Source organism: Hansschlegelia beijingensis (assembly GCF_014196425.1).
Classification (GTDB): Bacteria; Pseudomonadota; Alphaproteobacteria; order Rhizobiales; family Methylopilaceae; genus Methylopila; species Methylopila beijingensis.
The window spans coordinates 236,622-261,148 of the sequence record NZ_JACIDR010000001.1 but is presented as its reverse complement, the minus strand read 5'-3'; the positions used below and the strand labels follow the sequence as shown (position 1 = coordinate 261,148).

General features: G+C 68.8%; 19 protein-coding genes. 14 read left to right on the top strand and 5 right to left on the bottom strand.

Translation table 11 applies throughout. The annotated features are described in order from the left end of the window. Positions 1-33 precede the first annotated feature (33 nt). Positions 34-624 (bottom strand): ANTAR domain-containing response regulator, encoded by a 591-nt coding sequence (locus GGR24_RS01225; RefSeq protein ID WP_183393473.1) that lies wholly within the window; start codon positions 622-624, stop codon positions 34-36. A 3-nt stretch (positions 625-627) separates the two neighbouring features. Then, positions 628-1,797, bottom strand: a complete 1,170-nt coding sequence (locus GGR24_RS01220; protein WP_183393472.1) for a transporter substrate-binding domain-containing protein — start codon at positions 1,795-1,797, stop codon at positions 628-630. 193 nt (positions 1,798-1,990) lie between these two features. Here GGR24_RS01220 and GGR24_RS01215 point away from each other — a divergent pair, with 193 nt between their 5' ends. The 6 genes from GGR24_RS01215 to GGR24_RS01190 all read left to right on the top strand — a co-directional run bounded on the left by GGR24_RS01215 (position 1,991) and on the right by GGR24_RS01190 (position 9,699). Then, positions 1,991-3,172: an acyl-CoA dehydrogenase gene (locus tag GGR24_RS01215; RefSeq protein ID WP_246397899.1), complete on the top strand. Its 1,182-nt coding sequence runs from the start codon at positions 1,991-1,993 to the stop codon at positions 3,170-3,172. A 274-nt stretch (positions 3,173-3,446) separates the two neighbouring features. Beyond that, on the top strand, positions 3,447-3,923 hold the full coding sequence (locus GGR24_RS01210) for a Ros/MucR family transcriptional regulator (protein WP_183393470.1): 477 nt from the start codon (positions 3,447-3,449) through the stop codon (positions 3,921-3,923). Between the two features lie 221 nt (positions 3,924-4,144). Next, positions 4,145-5,977, top strand: coding sequence for a bifunctional diguanylate cyclase/phosphodiesterase (locus tag GGR24_RS01205; protein WP_183394426.1), 1,833 nt, complete (start codon positions 4,145-4,147; stop codon positions 5,975-5,977). 202 nt (positions 5,978-6,179) lie between these two features. Continuing rightward, positions 6,180-6,953, top strand: coding sequence for a ferredoxin--NADP reductase (locus GGR24_RS01200; RefSeq protein ID WP_183393469.1), 774 nt, complete (start codon positions 6,180-6,182; stop codon positions 6,951-6,953). A 107-nt stretch (positions 6,954-7,060) separates the two neighbouring features. Further along, a complete protein-coding gene (locus tag GGR24_RS01195; RefSeq protein WP_183393468.1) occupies positions 7,061-9,046 on the top strand; it encodes a hybrid sensor histidine kinase/response regulator in 1,986 nt (661 codons plus the stop codon). 44 nt (positions 9,047-9,090) lie between these two features. Next, the gene (locus GGR24_RS01190; RefSeq protein ID WP_183393467.1) at positions 9,091-9,699 is read left to right on the top strand and encodes a TetR/AcrR family transcriptional regulator; all 609 of its coding nucleotides are present in this window, start codon (positions 9,091-9,093) and stop codon (positions 9,697-9,699) included. 130 nt (positions 9,700-9,829) lie between these two features. On the opposite strand, the gene GGR24_RS01185 is transcribed toward GGR24_RS01190, so the two are convergent. From GGR24_RS01185 to GGR24_RS01175, 3 genes are all read right to left on the bottom strand, one after another. Continuing rightward, positions 9,830-13,051, bottom strand: coding sequence for an efflux RND transporter permease subunit (locus GGR24_RS01185; RefSeq protein ID WP_183393466.1), 3,222 nt, complete (start codon positions 13,049-13,051; stop codon positions 9,830-9,832). Positions 13,052-13,194: 143 nt separating this feature from the next. Then, positions 13,195-14,403 (bottom strand): efflux RND transporter periplasmic adaptor subunit, encoded by a 1,209-nt coding sequence (locus tag GGR24_RS01180; RefSeq protein ID WP_183393465.1) that lies wholly within the window; start codon positions 14,401-14,403, stop codon positions 13,195-13,197. A 141-nt stretch (positions 14,404-14,544) separates the two neighbouring features. Next, complete coding sequence (locus GGR24_RS01175; RefSeq protein WP_183393464.1) at positions 14,545-15,144, bottom strand: HupE/UreJ family protein; 600 nt, start codon at positions 15,142-15,144, stop codon at positions 14,545-14,547. Between the two features lie 335 nt (positions 15,145-15,479). Between GGR24_RS01175 and urtA the strand changes: the two genes are divergently transcribed. From urtA to ureC, 8 genes are all read left to right on the top strand, one after another. Beyond that, positions 15,480-16,736 carry an urea ABC transporter substrate-binding protein gene (gene urtA / locus GGR24_RS01170; protein WP_246397957.1) on the top strand — a complete coding sequence of 419 codons (1,257 nt, stop codon included), beginning with the start codon at positions 15,480-15,482 and terminating at the stop codon, positions 16,734-16,736. A 69-nt stretch (positions 16,737-16,805) separates the two neighbouring features. Then, positions 16,806-18,452, top strand: coding sequence for an urea ABC transporter permease subunit UrtB (urtB, locus tag GGR24_RS01165; protein ID WP_246397897.1), 1,647 nt, complete (start codon positions 16,806-16,808; stop codon positions 18,450-18,452). Continuing rightward, positions 18,449-19,591 carry an urea ABC transporter permease subunit UrtC gene (gene urtC / locus GGR24_RS01160; RefSeq protein WP_183393462.1) on the top strand — a complete coding sequence of 381 codons (1,143 nt, stop codon included), beginning with the start codon at positions 18,449-18,451 and terminating at the stop codon, positions 19,589-19,591. Before urtB ends, urtC begins: the two co-directional genes overlap by 4 nt. 4 nt (positions 19,592-19,595) lie before the next feature. Continuing rightward, entirely contained in the window at positions 19,596-20,354 is a 759-nt protein-coding gene (urtD, locus tag GGR24_RS01155) for an urea ABC transporter ATP-binding protein UrtD (protein WP_183393461.1), read from the top strand. A 139-nt stretch (positions 20,355-20,493) separates the two neighbouring features. After that, positions 20,494-21,189 carry an urea ABC transporter ATP-binding subunit UrtE gene (gene urtE, locus GGR24_RS01150; RefSeq protein WP_183393460.1) on the top strand — a complete coding sequence of 232 codons (696 nt, stop codon included), beginning with the start codon at positions 20,494-20,496 and terminating at the stop codon, positions 21,187-21,189. Continuing rightward, the gene (locus tag GGR24_RS01145) at positions 21,179-22,057 is read left to right on the top strand and encodes an urease accessory protein UreD (protein WP_246397896.1); all 879 of its coding nucleotides are present in this window, start codon (positions 21,179-21,181) and stop codon (positions 22,055-22,057) included. The genes urtE and GGR24_RS01145 overlap by 11 nt, the downstream gene beginning before the upstream one ends. 9 nt (positions 22,058-22,066) lie before the next feature. After that, positions 22,067-22,687 (top strand): urease subunit gamma, encoded by a 621-nt coding sequence (locus GGR24_RS01140; RefSeq protein WP_183393458.1) that lies wholly within the window; start codon positions 22,067-22,069, stop codon positions 22,685-22,687. Beyond that, on the top strand, positions 22,687-24,399 hold the full coding sequence (gene ureC, locus GGR24_RS01135) for an urease subunit alpha (RefSeq protein ID WP_183393457.1): 1,713 nt from the start codon (positions 22,687-22,689) through the stop codon (positions 24,397-24,399). Before GGR24_RS01140 ends, ureC begins: the two co-directional genes overlap by 1 nt. The last annotated feature ends 128 nt before the right edge of the window (positions 24,400-24,527 follow it).

Genomic DNA, 24,527 nt, shown 5'->3' with positions numbered 1-24,527 from the left:
CGGACCGGTGGCGGCGCAGCAGCGCCGACGCGACTAGGGTCCGGTCAATTCCTCTGCATCTATGATCGTCGAACAGACGACGTCCATAGCAACTCGCGCAGACATCGCGCGAGATCTGATAGCTTCGTAAGCCTCTTTCTCAGACCATCCCCTGCGGGTCATCAGAATAGACTTGGCTTTCTCAAGCCGCCTGAAGCCGTTTAATTTATCCTCAAGCTTCCGAACTCTGTCAAGCAGGCTTTTTTCTCTTGTCGACAAAGTTTGCGCCACGACCATGCTGGTCAGCAGGCCGAAGGCCCGGATCGGCTTGGTGATGATGGCGCTGACCCCGGCGCGCGCCACGGCCTCGATCACCGCCGGGCTCTCGAACTCGACGATCCCGACCAGCGTGACGTCGGGTCCGCGCTCCGCCAGGGCCTTCAGCAGCACATGGGTGAAGCCGTCCTGGCGAAACAGCATGAAGACCACTTCGGCGAGCGGCAGAACCTCCTCGCGCGGCGGCCAGATGGCCTCCACCTGGCAGCCGATCCGTCTGAGCTGCGCGACCAGCTCGTCGCATTCGCGATCCTTCGGATGAAAGACCACGACGCGGACGTTGCGGATGTCGCGCAGAGCCTTGAGCATGGCCTACAGCCCCACCGCCCGGCCCGTCGTCTCCGGCCTGATGTCCCACTCAGGCGGCGCGTGGTCGATCAGATACGGGTCGGGTTTCACCGGGGCGGCCGTCTCCTCCACGATCTTGAAGTCGTTCGACTGAACCCGCGCGATCCGCGGCCAGAGATACATGTGCCCGTTCTCGGCATCGAGCCGGATCTCCCCCTGCGGCGCCTGGAACGGCGTGGCGGCGAGATCCTCGCGCAGCGCGGAGGCGTCGACCGAGCCGGCGCGGCCCACGGCGGCGAGAACCATGTGGGTCAGGCTGTAGGCCGTCTCGGCCATCGCGTTCAGCCGCTCCTGCAGGCCGAAGCGCGCCTGGTAGCTGCGCACGAAGCGACGATTGGCGGCCGACGCCACGGACTGGAAGTAGGTCGCGGCCGTCAGGTGGCCTTCAACGAGGCCGGGCGGCATCAGGGCCAGTTCGGCCTCGGTGGTGGTGAGGCTCGCGATCGTGGTGTGCTGGCCCACGCCGGCCTCCGCGCAGAGCTCGTAGAACGCGCTCGCCGCCTCCCCCACCACGGCGCAGAAGACGACGTCGGGCCGCTTCGCCCGGATGTCCTGCACGATCTGGTCGAGCTCGCGCCGCGAGACGTCGAGCGGCACATAGCGCTCGGCGAGCGTCTGCCCGTTGCGCTCGGCCACCAGCGTCATCATCACGCGGTTGCACTCGATCGGGAAGGTGTAGCGGGTGCCGACGAGATAGAAGCTCTTGCCGCCTGCGCCCATCAGATGGCGCGCCAGCATGACGATGTGCTGGCTCGGCACCGCGCCGCCATAGATCACGTTCGGCGAATACTCGAAGCCCTCATAGGGAGCCGCATAGGCGAGCAGCGCGCCGCGCCGCTCCACGACCGGGACCACCGCCTGGCGGGTGTTGCTCATGTAGCAGCCGACCAGCAGGGACGCGCCGTCCTCGTCGATCATGCGTTCCGCGAGCTGGCTGAAGCGGGCGGGATCGGAACGCGCGTCATAGGTGACCGGGATCACTTCCCGGCCTCCCACGCCGCCGGCGGCGTTGACCTCCTCTATGGCGAGCAGCGTCGCGTTGTATTGCGTGCGCTCGACGAACGCCGTCGGCCCTGTCTGCGAGTAGAGCGCGCCGACGATCAGCGGACGGTTCAGGTCTAGTTTCGCCGCCATGAGCCCCCGCAAAAACGAAAAAAGGGGCCCTCGCCCGGCCTGCGCCGGCGAGAGCCCCTTCGCTCTTGCAGCAAAGGCTATGCGCAGCATTTCAGGCGGTCAATACCTGTCTGGCGACAAAGCGCGACGGCCGCCACCGCCGGGCGCCGAGCGCCGAGCGCCAGGATCGTCCGGTCTCACCAGGGAGCCGCAGTTGAGCCGCAAGACCTTTCGCTGGGACGATCCGTTTCTGCTCGAAGAGCAACTGAGCTCGGAGGAGCGGATGATCCGCGACGCGGCGGCGGATTTCGCGCGCGAGACGCTGCGTCGACGCGTCGTCCGGGCTTTCGCCCGGGAGGAGGCCGACCCCGGCATCTTCCGCGAGATGGGCGCCCGCGGGCTGCTGGGCGTGACCCTGCCGACGGAATATGGCTGCGCCGGCGCCTCCTATGTCGCGTCGGGGCTGGCCGCTCGCGAGATCGAGCGGGTCGACAGCGGCTACCGCTCCATGATGAGCGTGCAGTCCTCGCTCGTGATGCATCCGATCCATGCCTTCGGCGACGAGCGCCAGCGCGCCCGTTACTTGCCCGGGCTCGCGACCGGCGAACTGATCGGATGTTTTGGCCTCACTGAACCGGGCGCCGGGTCAGACCCGGCCTCGATGCTGACGCGGGCCCGCAAGGTCTCCGACGGCTTTGTGCTCACCGGAAGCAAGACCTGGATCTCGAACGCGCCCCTCGCCGATGTCTTCCTCGTCTGGGCGAAGTCGGAGGCGCATGACGGCGAGGTGCGCGGCTTCCTGCTGGACAAGGGCGCGCGCGGGCTCTCCGCGCCGAAGATCGCCGGCAAGCTTTCGCTGCGGGCGTCCGTCACGGGCGAAATCGTGATGGACGACGTGCATGTTGCGGAGGAGGCGCTGCTTCCGGGCGCCGCCGGCCTTCGCGCCCCGTTCAGCTGCCTCATGGCCGCGCGCTACGGCATCGCCTGGGGCGCCATGGGAGCGGCCGAGGAGTGCCTGCAGGTGGCGCGCGATTACACGCTCGAACGCCGCCAGTTCGATCGCCCGCTCGCGGCCAACCAGCTCGTCCAGAAGAAGCTCGCCGACATGGCGACCGAGATCGCGCTTGGCCTGCAGGCGGCGCTTCGCGTCGGGCGCCTGTTCGACGAAGGCCAGCTGGCCGCCGAATCAGTGTCGATCGTGAAGCGCAACAACTGCGGAAAGGCGCTCGACATCGCCCGGCAGGCGCGCGACATGCTTGGCGCGGCCGGCGTTTCGGAAGATTTCCCGATCATGCGGCACATGCTGAATCTCGAAGCTGTGAACACTTACGAAGGCACGCATGACATTCATGCGCTGATTATCGGACGCGGCCTGACGGGGCTGTCAGCGTTCTGACAGAACTTGGATCGCGCAAGGAAGCGCCTCATAACGCCTTCTGGACAAACAATTTTTCCGGCCGCCAGTTGCGACCGGTCGCGTCGCCGCCGTCGTGACATGCCGTCCACCTGAATGCGCGCCATTTTTACTTCTCCTCCGGACCTCGCGGCCCTCTCGTCATCGGCGCGCGCAACAACGCAGGTCGGGAGACCAAAAATTTCCCGGGAAAGAGCTTGCATCTCCGGTCTTGCGCGCGCATGTGTGCTTCACTCGTGAAGGAGCGAAAGACACGATGAACGATGAAATTGATTTCGTCGGCCTCGCGGCCGATATCGTCGGCGCCTATGTCAGCAACAATTCGGTGCCTGCGGCCGAGCTCCCCGCTCTGATCCAGTCTGTGCATGCGGCGCTGGGCGCGACGGCGCGCGGCAAGACGGAAGAGCCGGCTGTCGAGCTCAAGCCGGCGGTTCCGATCAAGAAGTCCATCACGCCGGACTATCTGATCAGCCTCGAGGACGGCAAGAAGTACAAGAGCCTCAAGCGCCACCTGCGCACGGCCTACGACATGAGCCCGGAAGATTACCGCGCCAAGTGGGGCCTGCCGGCCGACTATCCGATGGTCGCGCCGAACTATGCGGCCGCGCGCTCGCAGCTCGCGCTCAAGATGGGCCTCGGCCGCAAGGCGGCGCAGGCCGCCGCGAAGCCCGCCGCGGCCGAGAAGACCGCTTCCGCGCCGGCCAAGCGGGGCCGCAAGAAGACCGCCGCCTGAAGACCTGAAGAGAGCTGAGGCGGGGAGCCCTGCTCCCCGCCATTCGGCGCACTGACGGGCGCCCGCCGTTGCTCGGGCGCGAAGCCACGACGCCGGAGGCCCCCGATCGGCCGCGGCGATCCGCGAAGTCGCATTCGTCTAAAATTGCTCGCATGAGATGCACCTGCGGTTCAGGTGGCGCAGCGTAGAACGACGCTGCGGGGGCGGCGACGAAGCGCATGTTGATCGTACAGCTTCAGAATGTGGTCTTGGAGATGGTCGCTCGCGGAGCGCCTCTGGCGCGGACCGCGGAACGCATCTGCACCGAGGCCGAAATCCTCGCGCCGGGCTGCATCTGCTCCGTGCTTACGGTCGACTGTGAGGGCGCGATCCATCCGCTCGCCGGGCCAAGTCTGCCGCAGGCCTATTCGGACGCGCTCGACGGCCTGAAGATCGGGCCGCAAGTCGGCTCCTGCGGGACCGCCGCCTTCCTCAAGGCCCCGGTCACGGTCACCGACATCCGCACCGACCCGCTCTGGGAGAACTATCGCGACCTGGTGCTTCCGCTCGGGCTGGTCGCGTGCTGGTCGACGCCGATCTTCGGGAATACCGGCCGGGTCGTCGGGACCTTCGCGTTCTACTACCGCCTGCCGCGCGGGCCCGACGCGATGGAGCGACGGATCGTCGAGGCCTGCGTCAATCTCTGCGCCATCGCGCTGGAGCGGCATGAAGCAGAACTCGTCAACCGCAGGCTTGCTTACTTCGACAGCCTGACGGGGCTGGCCAACAGAGTGAGCTTCAACCTCGCGCTCCAGCAGGCGGAGCTCGCGGAGACCAACTCGTTCGGCCTGCTCCTGATCGATGTGGACCGCCTCAAGATCGTCAACGACACCCTGGGCCACGCTGGCGGCGACGATCTGATCCGGGAAGTCGGCGCAAGGATCGCGCGCAGCGTGGGGCCCGGAGTGGGCTATCGGCTGGGCGGCGACGAGTTCGCGGCGATCTATAGCGGGCCTGACGCCGATCTTCGGATCGAGGAGATCGCCCACGAGATCCTGCAGGCGATGAAGCTGCCGGCGATCTGCCGCGGCCGCGCGCTGCAACCGACCGTCACCCTCGGCGCGGCGGTCTTCGACCGGGACGGCTCGACGGTGGACGCTCTCCGGCAGAACGCCGACTTCGCGCTCTACGACGCGAAGGAGAAGGCGCGCGGCGGCTATCTGCGCTACCGCCCGGACCTGAGCACCACCATCACCCAGCGCTTCCGCGCGATCCATGAGCTCACCTCGGCGCTCGACGAGAACCGGCTCCAGGCGCACTACCAGCCGATCGTCGGCCTCGCCACGGGCGAGACCGTCGGCCTCGAGGCGCTCTGCCGTATCCGCACCCCGGAGGGCGAGATCCTGCCGGCGGCCCGGTTCCATCAGGCGATGTCGGATCCGACGGCGGCGGCTCGCCTCACCGAGCGGATGCTGGAGGCGGTCGCCCGCGACGTGCGCGCATGGCTGAACGCCGGCATCCCGTTCCAGCATGTCGGGATCAACGTCACCACCGGCGACTTCCAGCGCGGCGACCTGGAGCAACGCATCGCCACCACGTTCGAGCGCTTCGGCGTGCCGCTCAGGCACGTCATCCTGGAGGTGACGGAGTCCGTCTATATGGGCGACAGCGACCAGACCGTCGCCCAGGCCGTGAAGGGGCTGCGCGCGCGCGGCCTCCTGGTTGCGCTGGACGACTTCGGGACAGGCTACGCCTCCCTCACCCATCTGGTCACCTTCCCGGTCGACGTGATCAAGATCGACCGGTCCTTCGTCTCTGACCTGAGGTCCGGATCGGCGAGCGCGGCGGTGGTCGAGGGACTGGTCGAGATCGCGCGCAAGCTCGGAATGAAGATCGTGGCGGAGGGCGTGGAGACCCCGCTGCAGGCGAAACAGCTCACCGCCATGGGATGCCGGCTGGCGCAGGGCTATCATTTCGCGCGGCCGGCGGACTTCGAGACGGTCACGGCGATCCTGAAGGCGACCGCCCAGCGGACCAACGCCGCGGCCCCGGCGAGCGCCCAGCCTGCCGCATAGGCGGTCTTCGCCAGCGTGGCCCCAAAGGCCCCCGGGGACGGTGGAAATCCACGCCCGGATCGCTTATGTCGGTCCCGCAAAATCCCCTCGAGCGCAGACAGGTGGAGGTTGCCGCGACGGCTCAGCCCGCGTCGAGCGGGACGGCCTCGCCCGGGCCCTGCCGGTTGCGGGGCGGAGCGGCCTCTTCGGGAAAGACGGGACGATGAGCAAGTATCTGGAAGAGCGCGTGACGCATGTGCATCACTGGACGGAGACGCTGTTTTCGTTCCGCACGACGCGCGACCCGTCGTTCCGCTTCCGCAATGGCGAGTTCACGATGATCGGGCTCGAGGTCGAGGGCCGTCCGCTGACGCGGGCCTATTCGGTGGTGAGCGCGAACTATGACGAGGAGCTCGAGTTCTTCTCGATCAAGGTTCCGGACGGGCCGCTGACGTCGCGTCTGCAGCACCTGAAGGTCGGCGACCCGATCCTGATCGGCAAGAAGCCGACCGGCACGCTGGTGCTGGACAATCTGATGGCGGGCCAGAACCTCTACCTGCTCGGCACCGGCACGGGGCTCGCGCCCTTCCTGTCGATCATCAAGGACCCCGAGACCTATGAGCGGTTCGAGAAGGTCGTCCTGGTGCACGGCGTGCGGCAGGTGGCCGAGCTCGCCTATGGGGACACGATCACGCAGGGGCTGCCGCAGGACGAGCATCTCGGCGAGATGATCTCGGCGGGGCTGGTGTACTACCCGACCGTGACCCGCGAGCCGTTCCGCAACACCGGGCGGATCACCGACCTGATGCGCTCGGGCCGGCTGTTCTCCGATGTCGGGCTGCCGATGATGTCGAAGGAGCGCGACCGCTTCATGCTGTGCGGCAGCCCCGAGATGATCCGCGACACGCGCGCGCTGCTGATCGAGGGCGGCTACCAGGAGGGCAACCACGGCGAGGCCGGCCACTTCGTGATCGAGAAGGCCTTCGTGGAGAAATGACCGCCCGGCGCTGAAGCCGGGCCTCTGCGCTCATAAGCTCCTTGCAACTTCGCGCAGGGGGGCGGATGAACGGCGGGGACGCGGGAGCGATCCCGTGAAGGAACGTAATGGCGCATCACGAGCGGGTTGGCGAAGCACAGGCTGAGGAGAAGCGCTACCGGCTGCTGGTCGAGGCGGTGACCGACTACGCGATCTACATGGTCGACCGGGACGGCTACGTCTCCAGCTGGAATTCGGGCGCCGCGCGGATCAAAGGCTACGCTCCGGGCGAGATCCTCGGCAAGCACTTCTCCCTGTTCTACACCGACGAGGACCGCCAGGCGGGCGGACCGGAGCGCGCCCTGGAGATGGCGGCGCGCGAGGGCCGCTTCGAGGCCGAAGGCTGGCGCGTCCGCAAGGACGGCGGGCGGTTCTGGGCGCATGTCGTCATCGACCCCGTCCGGGACGAGGCGGGCGAGCTGATCGGCTTCGCCAAGATCACCCGCGACCTCAGCGAACGCCTTCAGGCGGCGGCCGTGCTGGAGCGCAGCGAGGAGCAGTTCCGGCTTCTGGTGCAGAGCGTCACCGACTACGCGATCTACATGCTGGACGCCGAAGGGCGGATCGCGAGCTGGAACGCTGGCGCCCAGCGCATCAAGGGCTACCGGCCCGACGAGATCATCGGCCAGCATTTCTCGCGCTTCTACACGGAGGAAGACGCCGCCGCCGGAGAGCCCGCCCGCGGGCTCGGCATCGCGGCGCGGGAGGGCCGGTTCGAGAAGGAAGGCTGGCGCGTCCGCAAGGACGGCACCCGCTTCTGGGCCAACATCGTCATCGACGCCATCCGCGACGACGCCGGCAAGCTCATCGGCTTCGCCAAGGTCACCCGCGACATCACCGAGCGCCGCGAGGCGCAGCGCGAGCTGGAGAAGGTGCGCGAGGCGTTCTTCCAGGCGCAGAAGATGGAGGCGATCGGCCAGCTGACCGGCGGGGTCGCGCACGACTTCAACAACCTGCTGATGGTGATCATCGGCAGCCTGGAGATGCTGCGCAAACACGTGCCTTCCGATCCGCGCGCCAGCCGTCTGATCGAGAACGCCCTGCAGGGCGCCCGCCGCGGCGCCTCGCTGACGCAGCGCATGCTGGCTTTCGCGCGGCGGCAGGAGCTGACGCTGACCGCCGTCGACGTTCCCGAGCTCGTCCGCAGCATGATGGATCTGCTGATGCGTTCGCTCGGCCCGACGGTGACGCTCGAGACGCGCTTCCCCGGCGCCCTCGACGCCGTGCAGGCGGACGCCAACCAGCTCGAGCTCACATTGCTCAACCTCGTCGTGAACGCGCGCGACGCGATGCCGGACGGCGGAGCGATCGTGATCGAGGCGCAGCCCGTTGAGATCGCCGACGCCCCCGACGGCCTGAAGCCCGGCAGATATGTGCGCCTTGCGGTCTCCGACACCGGCGTGGGCATGGACGAGGCCACCGTGGCCCGGGCGGTGGAGCCTTTCTTCACCACCAAGGGCGTCGGGAAAGGCACCGGCCTCGGCCTCTCCATGGTGCACGGCACGATGGAGCAGCTTGGCGGCCGCATGACGCTCAGGAGCCGGCCGGGCGAAGGGACCACGGTCGAACTCTGGATGCCGGTCTCCGAAACGCCGGCGCTGGCGGGGGCGTACGCGGCGCGCAGGGATGCCGCGCATTCGAGCGACGACCTGCACCGCTTCGTGGCGCTCGCCGTCGACGACGACCCGCTGGTGCTGGTGAACACGACCGCGATGCTGGAGGATCTGGGCTTCACCGTGTTCCCGGCGGCGTCCGGCGACGAGGCGCTCGCGACCCTGCGGCGCGAGCCCACCATCGACTTCGTGATCACCGACCACGCGATGCCGCAGATGACAGGCGTCGAGCTCGCCCGCGCGATCCGCGTCGAGCGGCCGGACCTGCCGATCATCCTCACCTCCGGCTATGCGGAGCTTTCGGAGAACCTCGACATCTCGCTGCCGAAGCTTGCGAAGCCTTTCGCGCAGGGCGAGATCGTCCAGGTGATCGCGGCCGCCATGTCGAACCGCACCCCTGCGGCGCACCCCGACCACAACCTCGACACAGACCGACCGTAACACTATATCGGTCGGTACAGAACTCGGACGGATCAGTCGCCACCATGGGCAGGCCCAAGGAATTCGACGTCGACGAGGCGTTGTGCGCTGCGCTCCAGGTGTTCTGGCGGCACGGTTATGAGGGCGCGTCGCTCACCGAGCTGACCGAGGCGATGGGCATCACGCGGCCCAGCCTCTACGCCACCTACGGCAACAAGGAAGAGCTGTTCCGCAAGGTGCTCGACCGCTACGAGCAGAACCACATGTGCTTCGTGGCGCATGCGCTCGCGGAGCCCAGCGTGCGTTCCACCATCGAGAAGCTGCTCAAGGGCTACGCCGACGTGCTGACCGACCCGATGCACCCCCCCGGCTGCCTCGGCGTCAACAGCGCGGTGTGCGGCGGCGAAGGCAGCGACACGATCCGGCAGGAACTCATCGCCCGACGCTCGCTGAGCGAGGAGACGTTGCGCGAGCGGCTGGAGCGCGCCGCCGCCGAGGGCGAGCTTCCGCCCGGCGAGGACCCGGCCGACTGGGCGCGCTACGTGATGTCGGTCGGCCTCGGCATGGCGGTGAAGGCCGCCTCCGGCGCGAGCCGCTGCGAACTGGAGCGCGTCGCCGACCTTGCGCTCCGGGCGCTGCCGGTCCGCGCCGACCGCGCCGCCGAGGTGGCCTGAACCCTTCAGGGTCTCGGCGCTCCCCCTCTCCTGCCGAAAACCAGACAGGTCGGCGGCCGCCGAATTTCTTCGGCGGCCGCCACCGTCAAGGCCTGGCGAGCGCGTGGGGACGCTTTCGCCTCGCGAGGCCCTAACCGATCGACAGCGGGGCGCCGGCGGCGCCCGGGGCGGGCTGCTCGTGCTCGCCGGTGAGCGGCGCATGCCCGCCCGCGCCCTTCAGCTTGCGGCCGCCCGCCATCATGCGGATGACGACGTAGAACACCGGCGTCAGGAACAGGCCGAAGGCCGTCACTCCGATCATGCCCGCGAACACCGCGACGCCCATCGCGGCGCGCATCTCGGCGCCCGCCCCGACCGAGGTGACGAGCGGCAGGACGCCCATGATGAAGGCGAGCGAGGTCATGAGGATCGGCCTCAGCCGCAACCGGCTCGCCTCGACCGCCGCCTGGATCGGCGTCCGTCCCGAGAGCTCGAGCTCGCGCGCGAACTCGACGATCAGGATCGCGTTCTTGGCCGATAGCCCGACCAGCACGATCAGGCCGATCTGGGTGAAGACGTTGTTGTCGCCGCCCGACAGCCAGACCCCGGTCAGCGCCGCCAGAATGCCCATCGGCACGATCAGGATGATCGCGATCGGCAGAGTCAGGCTCTCGTACTGGGCGGCCAGCACCAGGAAGACGAGCAGGATCGCGACGGGAAAGACGATCAGCCCGGAATTGCCCGCGATGAACTCCTGGTAGGTGAGCTCCGTCCACTCGAAGGCGAAGCCCTTGGGCAGGGTCTCGGCGGCGATCTTGGTCACGGCCGCCTGCGCCTGGCCGGTCGAAAAGCCCGGCGCGGCGCCGCCATTGATGTCGGCGGACAGGAAGCCGTTGTAGCGCATCGCGCGCTCGGGACCCGCGCTCGACCTGACCGTCATGAGCGCGGACAGCGGGATCATGTCGCCCGAGTTCGACCTCACCTTCAGGAAGCCGACGTCTTCGGCGCGCGCGCGATAGCTGGCGTCGGCCTGGACGCGGACCGAGTAGGTCCGTCCGAACTTGTTGAAATCGTTGACGTACAGCGAGCCGAAATAGATCTGCAGCGTGTTGAAGACTTCCGTGACCGGCACGCCGAGCTGGCGCGCCTTGGTGCGGTCGATGTCGGCGAACAGCTGCGGCACGTTCACCTGATAGGACGAGAACAGGCCGGCGAGCTCGGGCGCGGTCTGCGCCTTGGCGAGGAAGGCCTTGGTGGCCTGGTCGAGCGCCTCGTAGCCGAGGCCCGCCTTGTCCTCGATCTCCAGCTTGAAGCCGCCGATCGTGCCGAGCCCCTGGACGGGCGGCGGCGGGAACATGGCGATGACCGCCTCCTGGATGCCGGCGTACTGCCGGTTCAGGTTCATGGCGATCGCGCCCGCGCTGAGCGACGGGTCGCGCCGCTCCTCGAACGGCGTCAGCGTGACGAACACGATGCCGGCGTTGGACGAGTTGGTGAAGCCGTTGATCGACAGGCCCGGGAAGGCCACCGCGCTCTGCACGCCGGGCTGCTTGAGCGCGATGTCGCCCATGCGGCGGATGACGTTCTCGGTGCGGTCGAGGGTTGCGGCGTCGGGGAGCTGCGCGAAGCCGACCAGATACTGCTTGTCCTGCGCCGGCACGAAGCCGCCGGGGATCACGCGGAACAGGTGCCCGGTGACGCCGAGCAGGACGACGTAGAGCGCGAGCATCACCGCCTTGCGGCCGATCGCGAAGGTGACGCCGCGGCCATAGGTGCGCGCGCCCCAGCCGAAGGCGCGATTGAAGCCGCGGAAGAACCAGCCGAGCGTGAAGTCCAGGAAGCGGGTCAGCCGGTCCTTCGGCGCGCCGTGGCCCTTCAGCAGCAGCGCGGCGAGCGCCGGCGACAGGGTGAGCGAGTTGATCGCCGAGATCACGGTCGAGATCGCGATCGTCAGCGCGAACTGGCGGTAGAACTGCCCGGTCAGGCCGCTGATGAAGGCGAGCGGCACGAACACGGCGACCAGCACCAGCGCGATCGCGATGATCGGTCCCGACACTTCCTGCATCGCCTTGAGCGCGGCGTCGCGCGGCTGCAGCCCATCCTCGATGTTGCGCTCGACGTTCTCGACCACGACGATCGCGTCGTCGACCACGATGCCGATCGCCAGCACCAGCCCGAACAGGCTGAGCGCGTTGATCGAGAAGCCGAGCAGGTGCATCACCGCGAAGGTGCCGATCACCGAGACCGGCACGGCGACCAGCGGGATGATCGAGGCCCGCCAGGTCTGCAGGAACAGCACGACCACGAGCACCACCAGCGCCACCGCCTCGAGCAGCGTGTGGATCACGGCCTCGATCGAGGCGCGCACGAACTGCGTGGTGTCGTAGACGATCGAGTAGTCCACGCCGTCCGGCATGTTGGCCTTGATGTCCTCCATCTCGGCGCGCACCCGGTCGGCGATCTCGATGGCGTTCGAGCCCGGCGCCTGGAAGATCGGCACCGCGACGGCGGACTTGTTGTCGAGCAGCGAGCGCAGCGCGTAGTCGGCGGCGCCCATCTCGATGCGCGCGACGTCGCGCAGCCGCACGATCTCGCCGTTCGCGCCCGTCTTGACGATGATGTCGCCGAACTCCTCCTCGCTCTGCAGCCGACCCTGGGCGTTCAGCGAGAGCTGCAGGTCGACGTCCGAAGGCGTCGGCGAGCCGCCCACGGCGCCGGCCGCCGCCTGCACGTTCTGGGCGCGGATCTCGTTGACGACGTCGGAGGCCGACAGCCCGTTCTCCGCGACCTTCTGCGGATCGAGCCAGACGCGCATCGAATAGTCGCCCGAGCCGAACAGCTGGACCTGCCCGACGCCCGGAATGCGCGCCAGCCGGTCCTTGACGTTGAGCACCGCGTAATTGCGCAGATACGTCATGTCGTAGCGGCCGTTCGGCGAGGTCAGATGCACCACGAGGGTCAGGTCGGGCGATGATTTGACCGTCGTGACGCCGAGCGCCCTCACCTCCGCGGGCAGCCGGGGCTCGGCCTGGCTGACGCGGTTCTGGACAAGCTGCTGCGCCTTGTCGGGATCCGTCCCGAGCGCGAACGTCACCGTCAGCGTCATCACGCCGTCGGTGGTCGCCTGGCTGGCCATGTAGAGCATGTCCTCGACGCCGTTGATCTGCTCTTCGATCGGCGTCGCGGTGGTTTCCGAGATGACCTTCGGGCTCGCGCCCGGATAGGTCGCGCGCACCACGATCTGCGGCGGCACGACGTCCGGATATTCGGAGATCGGCAGCACGCGCAGCGACAGCAGGCCGGCGAGGAAGATGACGGTCGACAGCACGCCTGCGAAGACGGGCCGGTCGATGAAGAACTTCGAGATGTTCATGGCCGGCTCCCGGGTTGAGCGCGCCGTCGTCCCGGCCGCAGCGAAGCGGAGAGCCGGGATCGTTTTCAGGATATGCGGGTCCCGCAGGGGCCCTGTTCAGTGACGATCCCGGATCGGCCTGACGGCCGTCCGGGATGACGGCTTTACTCCGCCGAAGCCTGCTTCTGGTTCAGAGCCGAGCCGTCCATCGCGGCGGGCTCGGGCGCGACCAGGGCGCCCGGCCGGATCTTCTGCAGGCCGTTGACCACGATGCGCTCGCCGGGCTGCAGCCCGCTCAGCACCACCTTCAGACCATCCGTCGACGAGCCGAGCTTGACCTCGCGATAGGCCGCCTTGTCGTCCGCGCCGACGACCAGAACGAACTTCTTGTCCTGGTCGACCCCGACGGCTCGCTCGCTCACCAGAACGGCCTGTTCGGGCTTCGCCTGCCCCATCCGCAGCCGCGCGAACTGACCCGGCATCAGCCGGCCGCCGGGATTGGCGAACGCCGCGCGGACGCGGACGGAGCCGGTGCCGGGATCCACGGAGGGGTCGATGTACTGAAGCTTGCCGCGGACGGCCTGCCCCGCCGTTGTGGTCGTCATCTCGACCGGGATCGCGTCGATCCGGCTCGGCAGGTCGCCTTCGCCGGGCAGGGTGTCGACCGCGGCCAGCACCGCCCGCTCGTCGGCGTCGAAGCTCGCGTAGATCGGATCGACCGAGACGAGCCTCGTCAGCACCGGCGCTCCGGGGCCGGCCGCCACCAGATTGCCGGGCGTGATCTCGATCTTGCCGACGCGGCCGGCGATCGGCGCGCGAACCTCCGTGTAGCCGAGGTTGAGCTCCGCCGTGCGCAGCGCCGCCTCGGCGGCCTGCCGGCTCGCTTCCGCCCCACGCAGCGCGCTCTGCCGCTGGTCGAGGTCGCGCTGCGAAATGGTCGCGAGCGCCGTCATCTTCTGCCCGCGCTCGACGTCGGAGCGCGCCAGCGTCACGCGCGCCTCTGCGGCGGCGACGTCGGCCTTCGCCCGCTCGACCTCGGCCTGGAACGGCGCCGGGTCGATCGTGAACAAGGGCGCGCCTTCGCGCACCAGCGCGCCCTCGCGGAAATGGACTGTCTGAATCTGGCCGGCGACCCGCGACCGGACCTCGACCCGATCGACCGCCTCGAGCCGGCCGGAGAACTCGGACCAGGAGACGATCTCGCGCGCCTCGACCTTGGCGACCGCGACGGGCGTCGCGGCCGGCGGCGTCGCCGCGACGGCTTCGGTGGCCTCGCCGGCCGGAATGACCGAGGGAAGGCAGAGGGCGCCGCCCGCCAGAACCACGACAGCGGCGCCGAGCCAGAACTTCGATCCGCTAAGAACCTGCCTCATGGCCGCCCCCTGAAACTATACCGATCGGTATCGTACCGCGAGGTATAGATGCATGGCGGCCGCGTCAAGCCCTCTGCGTCGCCGCGCGCCGGCCGGAGCCGCGCCGCCGCGCCGCCGCGAAAGCGGCGCATGCGAGGCCCGTCAGGCCACGCCGGCCATGATCATGAGGCCGAGGATCGCCGCGCCGCCTCCGACGCCCTGCGTGAGGAGCCTCGCTCTGGTTTCGGTGAGAAGATGCAGCACGTAGCCCAGCGCGACGCCGGCGCCATGAAGCGCGACCGTCGCGAGCACGAAGCCTGCGCCATAGGAGAGGCCGCTGCCCGTCGCGGGCATTTCGGCGCCATGGGCGTGCCCGTGGAACACCGCGAACAGGCCGACGATCGTGGCGGCGGCCGCCGCGGACGCCTTCGCCCGGAACGCGACCATCGCGCCGAGCACGACCACCGAAAGCGCGATGCCGGTTTCGACGAACGGCAGCTCCACGCCCGCTGCGCCGAGCGCTCCTCCAAGCATCATCACGCCGACGAACGCCGCCGGGACCATCCAGATCGCCCGCCCGCCCATCTGGAAGGCCAGCACGCCCACCAGCGTCATCGCCAGCACGTGGTCGAGCCCGCCGACGGGATGCGCGAGGCCATGCGCGAAGCCGTGGGTCGCGCCGGCGCCGACATGCGCCTGCGCGACGGCCGGGACGAAGGCCGCCGCCAGAGCGAGGGCTGACCTGAGGAATGTTCTGCGCATCGACTGCTCCTGGAATCACCGTGACGAACGGGCGGCTATGTTCGCTCCGAACGGCAGACACGAAAGCCAGCAAAGCTTGCGCCACCCGCTTTCGCCTGATTGCGGAGGCCGCACGGGGCGTATCAGCCTATTTCGTGTGCAAAATTTGGAGTTTGCTCAACATTTGATCACTGCCGGCGCCCGTTTGCGGCGCAACTTTCAGGCAATCCGTTGATGGACGCCGCCTGCTTCGTTGGCATCCCGCTTGCGTGGTCCTGCCCGCCGCTTGGCGGAAACGGATCGACGGAGAGCGATAGATGCGAACCTTCCTTGGGGGATTGGCGGCGGCGGGCGCGATGGCCGCCGCGCTTCTGACGGGCGCGCCCGCGCCTGCTGCTGCGGCCGACGACACCATCAAGGTCGGCATCCTGCATTCGCTCTCCGGCACGATGGCGATCAGCGAGACCACGCTGAAGGACGCCATGCTCATGCTCATCGACGAGCAGAACAAGAAGGGCGGCGTGCTCGGCAAGAAGCTGGAGCCGGTGGTCGTCGATCCCGCCTCCAACTGGCCGCTGTTCGCCGAGAAGGCGCGCGAGCTGATCACCAAGGACAAGGTCGCGGTCGTGTTCGGCTGCTGGACCTCGGTGTCCCGCAAATCCGTGCTGCCGGTGTTCAAGGAGCTGAACTCGATCCTGTTCTATCCCGTCCAGTATGAGGGCGAGGAGAGCGAGCGGAACGTGTTCTACACCGGCGCCGCGCCGAACCAGCAGGCGATCCCGGCGGTCGACTACCTGATGAAGGAGGAAGAGGTGCAGCGCTGGGTGCTGGCCGGCACCGACTACGTCTATCCGCGCACCACGAACAAGATCCTCGAGGCCTATCTCAAGGCGAAGGGCGTCAAGGACGAGGACATCATGATCAACTACACGCCGTTCGGTCATTCCGACTGGCAGACGATCGTGTCCGACATCAAGAAGTTCGGCTCGGCCGGAAAGAAGACCGCGGTGGTCTCGACCATCAACGGCGACGCCAACGTTCCCTTCTACAAGGAGCTCGGCAACCAGGGCGTCAAGGCGACCGACATCCCGGTCGTGGCCTTCTCGGTCGGCGAGGAGGAGCTCGCCGGCATCGACACCGCGCCGCTGGTCGGCCATCTCGCGGCCTGGAACTACTTCGAGAGCGTGGAGACGCCCGAGAACAAGGCGTTCATCGACCAGTGGCGCGCCTTCACCAGGAACCCGAAGCGCGTCACCAACGATCCGATGGAAGCGCACTACATCGGCTTCAACATGTGGGTGAAGGCGGTCGAGAAGGCCGGCACGACGGACCCGGACAAGGTGATCGACGCGCTGCCCGGGACCGAGCAGGCGAACCTCACCGGCGGCGTCTCCAAGATGCTGCCCAACCACCACATCACCAAGCCGGTCCTGATCGGCGAGATCCGCGACGACGGCCAGTTCGACGTCGTGTCGAAGACCGACGAGCTGGTCGCGGGCGACGCCTGGTCGGACTTCCTGCCGGGCTCCAAGGACCTCGAGGCCGACTGGGTCGACCTCAAGTGCGGCAACTACAACGCCAAGACCAAGAAGTGCGGCGGTCAGGGCTCGTGAGCTGACCTGACGAGCCTCTTGCGAAGGGCGGCGGCCTCCTCCTCCCGCCGTCGCCCTTCGACCTCTGACATGACCGGCCAGACCATGCGATCGATACGATTTTTCGGGGGCGGACGCTGCGGCGCCCTGCTCCTCCTGCTGGGCCTCGCGCTCTGCGCCCTGGCCGCTCCCGCGCGGGCGGACGCGCTGGACGACGCCCTCGCCGGGTTCACGGCCGACAAGTACGACGACACCGAGAAGGCGATCGCGGCGCTCGTCGCGGCGGCTCCGCCGAACGGCGCCGAGATCCTCGCTGCGCTCGGCTCCGGCCGTCTGGCCTACGAGCCGGAAAGCAGGACCGTCCTGGTCAGGCACGCCGACGGCAAGCTGAGCCTCGCCAGAACGGGCGAGCCGGCGTCCGCGGAGATCGCGGGCAAGCCGCTCAAGACGGTGCGGGTGAACAACCGGATCCGGCGCGCGGTCGAGGCCGGCTCCGGCGCCTTCGCGCTGCGCGCGCCGGACCCGGCGAAACGCGCCGCCGCGGCCCGCGCGGTGTTCCGCTCGCGAGAGGCCGCCGCGCTGCCGGCGATCGAGGCCGCGCTGGCCGCCGAGACCGACGCCGGCGCAAGGGCCGCGCTCGAACAGGCCCGCGCCGCCATCATCGTGAGCAAGCCCGACGCGCCGGAGGCCGAGCGGATCGCAGCGGTCGACGCGGTCGCGGCCGCCGGCGACCAGGACGCGCTCGCGATCCTGAACTCGCTGCCGGCCGGGTCCCCCCAGGCGGTGAACGACGCCGCCGCGGCGGGCATCGCCAAGATCGAACGCTGGCGGTCGATCGCCAACCTGATCCAGAACCTGGTCTACGGGGTGTCGCTCGGCTCCGTGCTGCTGCTCGCCGCCATCGGCCTCGCCATCACCTTCGGGGTGATGGGGGTGATCAACATGGCCCATGGCGAGATGGTGATGATCGGCGCCTACGCGACCTTCCTCACCCAGAACCTCATCCGGGCGCACGCCCCGGCGCTCGACGGCGCCTCGCTCCTGATCGCCATCCCGGTCGCGTTCCTGGTCGCGGGCGCGGTCGGCGTCGCGATCGAGCGCACCGTCATCCGCTTCCTCTACGGCCGCCCGCTCGAGACGCTGCTCGCCACCTGGGGCGTCAGCCTGATCCTGCAGCAGGCCGTCCGCACGCTGTTCGGCCCGAGCAATCGCGAGGTTCAGACGCCCGACTGGCTGCAGGGTTCGATCGAGATCCTCGGCGTCTCGCTGACGCTGAACCGCATCGCGATCGTGCTGTTCGCGCTGCTGGTGTTCGCCGGGCTCCAGCTCCTCCTGCGGCGCACCAGCCTCGGCCTGCAGGTGCGCGCCGTCACCCAGAACCGCCGCATGGCGGGCTCGATGGGCATCCGCACGGCGCGGATCGACGCGCTCACCTTCGGGCTCGGCTCGGGAGTGGCCGGCGTCGCAGGCGTGGCGCTCAGCCAGATCGACAATGTCAGCCCGAACCTCGGCCAGGGCTACATCATCGACAGCTTCCTGGTCGTGGTGTTCGGCGGCGTCGGCAATCTGTGGGGCACGCTCGTCGGCGCGCTGTCGATCGGGGTCGCCAACAAGCTGCTGGAGCCCTGGGCGGGCGCTGTGCTGGGCAAGATCGTGCTGCTCGTTGCCATCATCCTGTTCATCCAGAAGAAGCCGCGGGGCCTGTTCGCCCTCAAGGGCCGGGCGGTGGAGGCATGAGCCGCTATCGCTTCCTCGACGCGGCCGGGCTGATCTTCCTCGGCGTCGTGCTCGCGATGGCCGTGCTGGTCCCGGCCTCGAACCTGCTTCTGCCGCCGGACTCCGCCCTGCACGTCTCCGACTATCTCGTGCCGCTGCTCGGCAAGTATCTGGCCTTCGCGATGCTCGCGCTCGCGCTCGACCTGGTGTGGGGCTATTGCGGAATCCTCTCGCTTGGCCACGGCGCGTTCTTCGCGCTCGGCGGCTACGCGATGGGCATGTATCTGATGCGCCAGATCGGCCCGCGCGGGGTCTATGGAAATCCGGTTCTGCCGGACTTCATGGTGTTCCTGAACTGGCAGGAGCTGCCCTGGTTCTGGCTCGGCTTCGACCAGTTCTGGTTCGCGGCCCTGATGGCGATCCTCGTCCCCGGCGCGCTCGCCTTCTGCTTCGGCTGGTTCGCCTTCCGCTCCCGCGTCACCGGCGTCTACCTCTCGATCATCACGCAGGCGATGACCTTCGCGCTGATGCTCGCCTTCTTCCGCAACGACATGGGATTCGGCGGCAACAACGGCCTCACCGACTTCAAGGAGATCCTCGGCTTCTCCGTCCAGGCGCCGGAGACGCGCGCCGCGCTGTTCGCCGCCACCGCGGTCGCGCTCGCGCTGTCCTACCTGCTCTGCCGCTGGGTGGTGACGTCGAAGCTCGGCAAGGTGGTGGTCGCGGTGCGCGACGCCGAGAGCCGGACCCGGTTCATCGGCTACCGGGTCGAGAACTACAAGCTCCTGGTCTTCACCCTCTCGGCCATGCTCGCAGGCGTCGCGGGCGCGCTTTACGTGCCCCAGGTCGGCATCATCAACCCCTCCGAGTTCGCGCCCGCGAACTCGATCGAGGCGGTGATCTGGGTCGCGGTCGGCGGACGCGGCACGCTGCTCGGCGCGGCGCTCGGCGCCTTCCTGGTCAACGCCGGCAAGACCTGGTTCACCGGCGTGCTGCCGGACCTGTGGCTGTTCGCGCTCGGCGGGCTGTTCGTGGCCACCACGCTGCTGATCCCGAAGGGGGTCGTCGGCGCCGTCACGGACCTCCTCGGCGTCCGTCGCAAGAGCGAGCTGCCGGCCGCGCAGAGCATTGTCGCGGCCGCGAAGAGCCCGGCGGAGTGAGCCCATGGTGATCGGCGGCCGCACCACCAACGCCCTGCTCTACCTCGACAACGTCTCCGTGACGTTCGACGGCTTCCGCGCCCTGAACGGGCTGTCGCTCTCGATCGACCACGCCGAGATGCGCGCGATCATCGGCCCGAACGGCGCGGGCAAGACCACGATGATGGACGTGATCACCGGCAAGACCCGGCCGAACTCCGGCGAGGCCGTGTTCGAGGCGAGCCACGACCTCACCCGGCTCGACGAGGCCGCGATCGCCGAGCTCGGCATCGGGCGGAAGTTCCAGACGCCGACCGTGTTCGAGATGCACACAGTCGAGGACAACATCCTGCTCGCGCTGAAGACCGACCGGCGCCCCTTCCCGGTTCTGTTCTCCCGTCGCACACCGCCCGAGAAGGAGCGGATCGACGCGCTGCTCGAGCGCGTGCGCCTCACGGGTCATCGCCATCGGCTCGCGGGCGAGCTCAGCCACGGCCAGAAGCAGTGGCTCGAGATCGGCATGCTGCTCGCGCAGGAGCCGAAGCTGTTGCTGGTGGACGAGCCGGCCGCCGGCATGACCGACCAGGAGACCGCCGACACCGCGGACCTGCTGCGCGAGATCGCGAAGACGCGCTCGGTCGTGGTGGTCGAGCACGACATGACCTTCGTGCGCGACCTCGGGGTGAAGGTGACCTGCCTGCACGAAGGCTCGGTGCTGGCGGAAGGCTCGCTCGACGCCGTGTCGTCGAACGAGCGGGTGATCGAGGTGTATCTCGGGCGATGAGGACGGGCTCGAGGTTTCAAGAAGGGTCGTCGTCCCCCGGCTTGGCCGGAGGACCCACGCCGGGCGCCGAGCGCAGGGTCGACGTGGATGGTCCGGTCGCGCCGGACCATGACGAGCCTTGTTCTGAGAGGACGGCCGGATGCTGAGGGTCGAGGACGTTTCGCTGCACTACGGCTCGTCGCGCGCGCTGAGAGGCGTCTCGCTGACCGCCGAGGTGGGCGAGGTCACCTGCGTCCTCGGGCGCAATGGCGTCGGCAAGAGCTCGCTGCTGCGCGCCATCGTCGGCCAGCGGCCGATCTCGGGCGGCCGCATCTCCTTCGACGGCAAGCCGATCGCCCAGCTCAAGCCCTATGAGCGGGCGAGCCTCGGCGTCGGCTACGTGCCGCAGGGCCGCGAGATCTTTCCGCTGCTGACCGTGCGCGAGAACCTCGAGACCGGGTTCGCGCCGCTCAAGCGCGGGCAGCGCACGATCCCGGACGAGGTTTTCGAGCTGTTCCCGGTGCTCAAGTCGATGCTGCACCGGCGCGGCGGCGACCTCTCGGGCGGGCAGCAGCAGCAGCTCGCGATCGGCCGCGCGCTCGTCATGCGCCCGAAGCTTCTGGTGCTTGACGAGCCCACCGAAGGCATCCAGCCGTCGATCATCAAGGACATCGGCCGCGCCATCCGGTTCTTGCGCGGCACGGGGCAGATGGCCATCGTGCTGGTCGAGCAGTATTTCGATTTCGCGCAGGAGCTCGCTGACCGCTTCATCGTCATGGAGCGCGGCGAGGTGATCGAGAGCGGCGACGCCAAGGCGCTGCAGGGGGACGATGTACGGCAGCGCCTTGCGTTCTGAGGAATTCGCCACGGCGCAGGCCTCCTCCGATCCGACCCGTCCGGGCCCCGGCGCGGATGCGGGGGCTCGTCGCCGCCAGCGCTCCGAGGGGGCCATCGTCCTCCGCGTCGAGGCCTCGCGCGGCGTGTCGCGCGCCGTCCGGGTGGCGGAGAGCGGCGCGTCCCGGCTCAGGTTTCCGCGCGGCCAGCACGGGCTCGACGGGGCGATGCTGAACGTCGCCGGCGGGCTCGCCTGCGGCGACCGCATGAGCGTCGAGGCGGAGGTCGGGCCGCACGCGGCGCTGACGCTTTCGACCCCCGGCGCCGAACGCATCTATCGCTCCGACGGCGCGACCACGCAGGTCGCCACGCGGCTTGCGGTGGAGGCCGGCGGCGCGCTCGCCTGGCTGCCGCAGGAGACGATCCTGTTCGATCGCGCGCGGCTCGCCCGCCGCCTCGACGCCGAGGTCGCCCCCGACGGGCGGCTGCTCGCTTGGGAGGCGCTGATGTTCGGTCGCGCCGCCCGCGGCGAGACCGTGCAGGTCGGCGATCTCGAGGACCGCTGGCGCGTCCGCCGCGGCGGCAGGCTGATCTTCGCCGAGACGCTGCGCCTGAACGGCCAGATCCGCGATCTGATGGCGAAACGCACCGTGGCCGGCGGCCGCGCCTGCCTGGCCACTTTGCTCTACGTCGCGCCGGACGCGGAGGCGAAGGTCGACGATGTCCGGCGGGCGCTCGACGGCTGCGACGTCGAGGCCGGCGCCAGCGCCTGGAACGGGCTGCTCGTCGTGCGCCTCCTCGCCTGTCTCGCCGAGCGCCTGCGCGACGCCGCGCGCGCGGTCCTGCCGCTGCTGATGGGCCGCCCCCTGCCCCGTGTCTGGTCTTGCTGAGAGGATCCGGTGAATCTCACTCCCCGCGAAAAGGACAAGCTGCTGGTCGCCATGGCGGCGATCGTGGCCCGCAACCGCCTCGCCCGCGGGGTGAAGCTCAATCATCCCGAAGCGATCGCGCTGATCACCGACTTCGTGGTCGAAGGCGCCCGCGACGGCCGCACGGTCGCGGAGCTGATGGAGGCCGGGGCGCATGTCGTCACCGCCGACCAGTGCATGGACGGCGTGGCGGAGATGATCCACGACATCCAGGTCGAGGCGACCTTCCCGGACGGCACCAAGCTCGTGACCGTGCATCATCCGATCCGGGGCGAGGCGTCGGAGCTCAGCGCCGGCGAGGTGATCCCCGCGCCGGGCGAGATCGAGCTGAACGCCGGCGCGGAGGCCGTGACGGTGACGGTCGCCAACACCGGCGACCGGCCGATCCAGGTCGGCAGCCACTACCACTTCGCCGAGACCAACCCGGCGCTGGAGTTCGACCGCGCCGCCGCGCGCGGCATGCGCCTCGACATCGCCTCCGGCACCGCCGTGCGCTTCGAGCCCGGCCAGACGCGGACCGTGACGCTGGTGCCGTTCTCCGGCGACCGGAAGGTGTTCGGCTTCCGCCAGGACGTGATGGGGCCGCTCTGATGCCAGCCAAGATCTCCCGTTCCGCCTATGCCGACATGTTCGGCCCGACGACCGGCGACAGGATTCGCCTCGCTGACACCTCGCTCGTCATCGAGGTCGAGCGCGACCTCACCACCTATGGCGAGGAGGTGAAGTTCGGCGGCGGCAAGACGATCCGCGACGGCATGGGGCAGAGCCAGGCCACGCGGGCAGAAGGCGCGGTCGACACCGTCATCACCAATGCGGTCATCCTCGACCATGCCGGGATCATCAAGGCCGACATCGGCATTCTGAACGGGCGCATCCACAAGGTCGGCAAGGCGGGCAATCCGGACGTGCAGCCGGGCGTCGACATCGTGGTCGGGCCGGGCACGGAGGTGATCGCCGGCGAGGGCAAGATCATCACCGCCGGCGGCTTCGACAGCCACATCCATTTCATCTGCCCGCAGCAGATCGAGGAGGCGCTGGCCTCGGGGATCACCTCGATGCTCGGCGGCGGCACGGGGCCGGCCACCGGCACCAACGCCACCACCTGCACGCCGGGCCCGTGGCACCTCGCGCGCATGATCGAGGCGGCCGACGCCTTTCCGATGAACCTGGGCTTCGCCGGCAAGGGTAACGCCTCGCTGCCCGCCGGGCTCGAGGAGATGGTGCGCGGCGGCGCCTGCGCGCTGAAGCTCCATGAGGACTGGGGCACGACGCCGGCCGCGATCGACTGCTGCCTCTCGGTCGCGGACGCGATGGACGTCCAGGTGATGATCCACACCGACACCCTGAACGAGAGCGGCTTCGTCGAGAGCACGATCGCGGCGTTCAAGGGCCGCACCATCCACGCCTTCCACACGGAAGGCGCCGGCGGCGGCCACGCGCCGGACATCATGAAGGTCGCAGGGCTCGCCAACGTGCTGCCGTCCTCGACCAACCCGACGCGGCCCTACACCCGCAACACCATCGACGAGCATCTCGACATGCTGATGGTGTGCCACCACCTCGACCCGTCGATCCCGGAGGACCTCGCCTTCGCGGAGAGCCGCATCCGCCGCGAGACGATCGCGGCCGAGGACATCCTGCACGACCTCGGCGCGCTCTCGATGATGTCCTCGGACAGCCAGGCGATGGGCCGCGTCGGCGAGGTGATCATCCGCACCTGGCAGACGGCGGACAAGATGAAGCGCCAGCGCGGCGCCCTGCCGGGCGAGACCGGCGACAACGACAATCTGCGCGCCCGCCGCTATGTGGCGAAGTACACGATCAACCCGGCGATCGCGCATGGCGTGTCGAAGCATGTCGGGTCGGTCGAGGCCGGCAAGCTCGCCGACCTCGTGGTCTGGACGCCGGCCTTCTTCGGCGTGAAGCCGGACCTCGTGATCAAGGGCGGCGTGATCGCCTGCGCGATCATGGGCGACCCGAACGCCTCGATCCCCACGCCGCAGCCGGCGCATTACCGTCCGATGTTCGGCGGCTTCGGCCCGGCGCCGCTCGCGAACTCGCTGACCTTCGTCTCCCGGGCCGCGCTGGAGGACGACCTTCCGTCGAAGATTTCCGGCCGCAAGCCGATGGTGGCGGTGGAGAACGTGCGCGGCGGCATCGGCAAGAAGGCCATGATCCTGAACGACGCCACGCCCGTCATCGAGATCGACCCCGAGACCTACGACGTGCGCGCCGACGGCGAGCTGCTGGTCTGCGAGCCGGCCGAGAACCTGCCGATGGCGCAGCGGTATTTTCTGTTTTGAGCCCTCGAGTTCGTCATGGTCCGGCTTGACCGGACCATCCATGTCCGGCGTAGGGCTCGACGCTGACGATGGGTCCTCCGGTCAAGCCGGAGGCCGACGGCGGCGTTGCTTTCGCCATCCTCCACGTT

Excerpts from the sequence above, each read along its gene's own strand:
- GGR24_RS01220 (WP_183393472.1), bottom strand. The coding sequence starts at position 1,797 with ATGGCGGCGAAACTAGACCTGAACCGTCCGCTGATCGTCGGCGCGCTC.
- GGR24_RS01195 (WP_183393468.1), top strand. The coding sequence starts at position 7,061 with ATGGCGCATCACGAGCGGGTTGGCGAAGCACAGGCTGAGGAGAAGCGC.
- GGR24_RS01190 (WP_183393467.1), top strand. The coding sequence starts at position 9,091 with ATGGGCAGGCCCAAGGAATTCGACGTCGACGAGGCGTTGTGCGCTGCG.
- GGR24_RS01180 (WP_183393465.1), bottom strand. The coding sequence starts at position 14,403 with ATGAGGCAGGTTCTTAGCGGATCGAAGTTCTGGCTCGGCGCCGCTGTC.
- GGR24_RS01175 (WP_183393464.1), bottom strand. The coding sequence starts at position 15,144 with ATGCGCAGAACATTCCTCAGGTCAGCCCTCGCTCTGGCGGCGGCCTTC.
- urtD (WP_183393461.1), top strand. The coding sequence starts at position 19,596 with ATGGTGATCGGCGGCCGCACCACCAACGCCCTGCTCTACCTCGACAAC.
- GGR24_RS01210 (WP_183393470.1), top strand. The coding sequence starts at position 3,447 with ATGAACGATGAAATTGATTTCGTCGGCCTCGCGGCCGATATCGTCGGC.
- GGR24_RS01225 (WP_183393473.1), bottom strand. The coding sequence starts at position 624 with ATGCTCAAGGCTCTGCGCGACATCCGCAACGTCCGCGTCGTGGTCTTT.
- GGR24_RS01200 (WP_183393469.1), top strand. The coding sequence starts at position 6,180 with ATGAGCAAGTATCTGGAAGAGCGCGTGACGCATGTGCATCACTGGACG.
- GGR24_RS01185 (WP_183393466.1), bottom strand. The coding sequence starts at position 13,051 with ATGAACATCTCGAAGTTCTTCATCGACCGGCCCGTCTTCGCAGGCGTG.
- urtE (WP_183393460.1), top strand. The coding sequence starts at position 20,494 with ATGCTGAGGGTCGAGGACGTTTCGCTGCACTACGGCTCGTCGCGCGCG.
- urtC (WP_183393462.1), top strand. The coding sequence starts at position 18,449 with ATGAGCCGCTATCGCTTCCTCGACGCGGCCGGGCTGATCTTCCTCGGC.
- urtA (WP_246397957.1), top strand. The coding sequence starts at position 15,480 with ATGGCCGCCGCGCTTCTGACGGGCGCGCCCGCGCCTGCTGCTGCGGCC.
- urtB (WP_246397897.1), top strand. The coding sequence starts at position 16,806 with ATGACCGGCCAGACCATGCGATCGATACGATTTTTCGGGGGCGGACGC.
- ureC (WP_183393457.1), top strand. The coding sequence starts at position 22,687 with ATGCCAGCCAAGATCTCCCGTTCCGCCTATGCCGACATGTTCGGCCCG.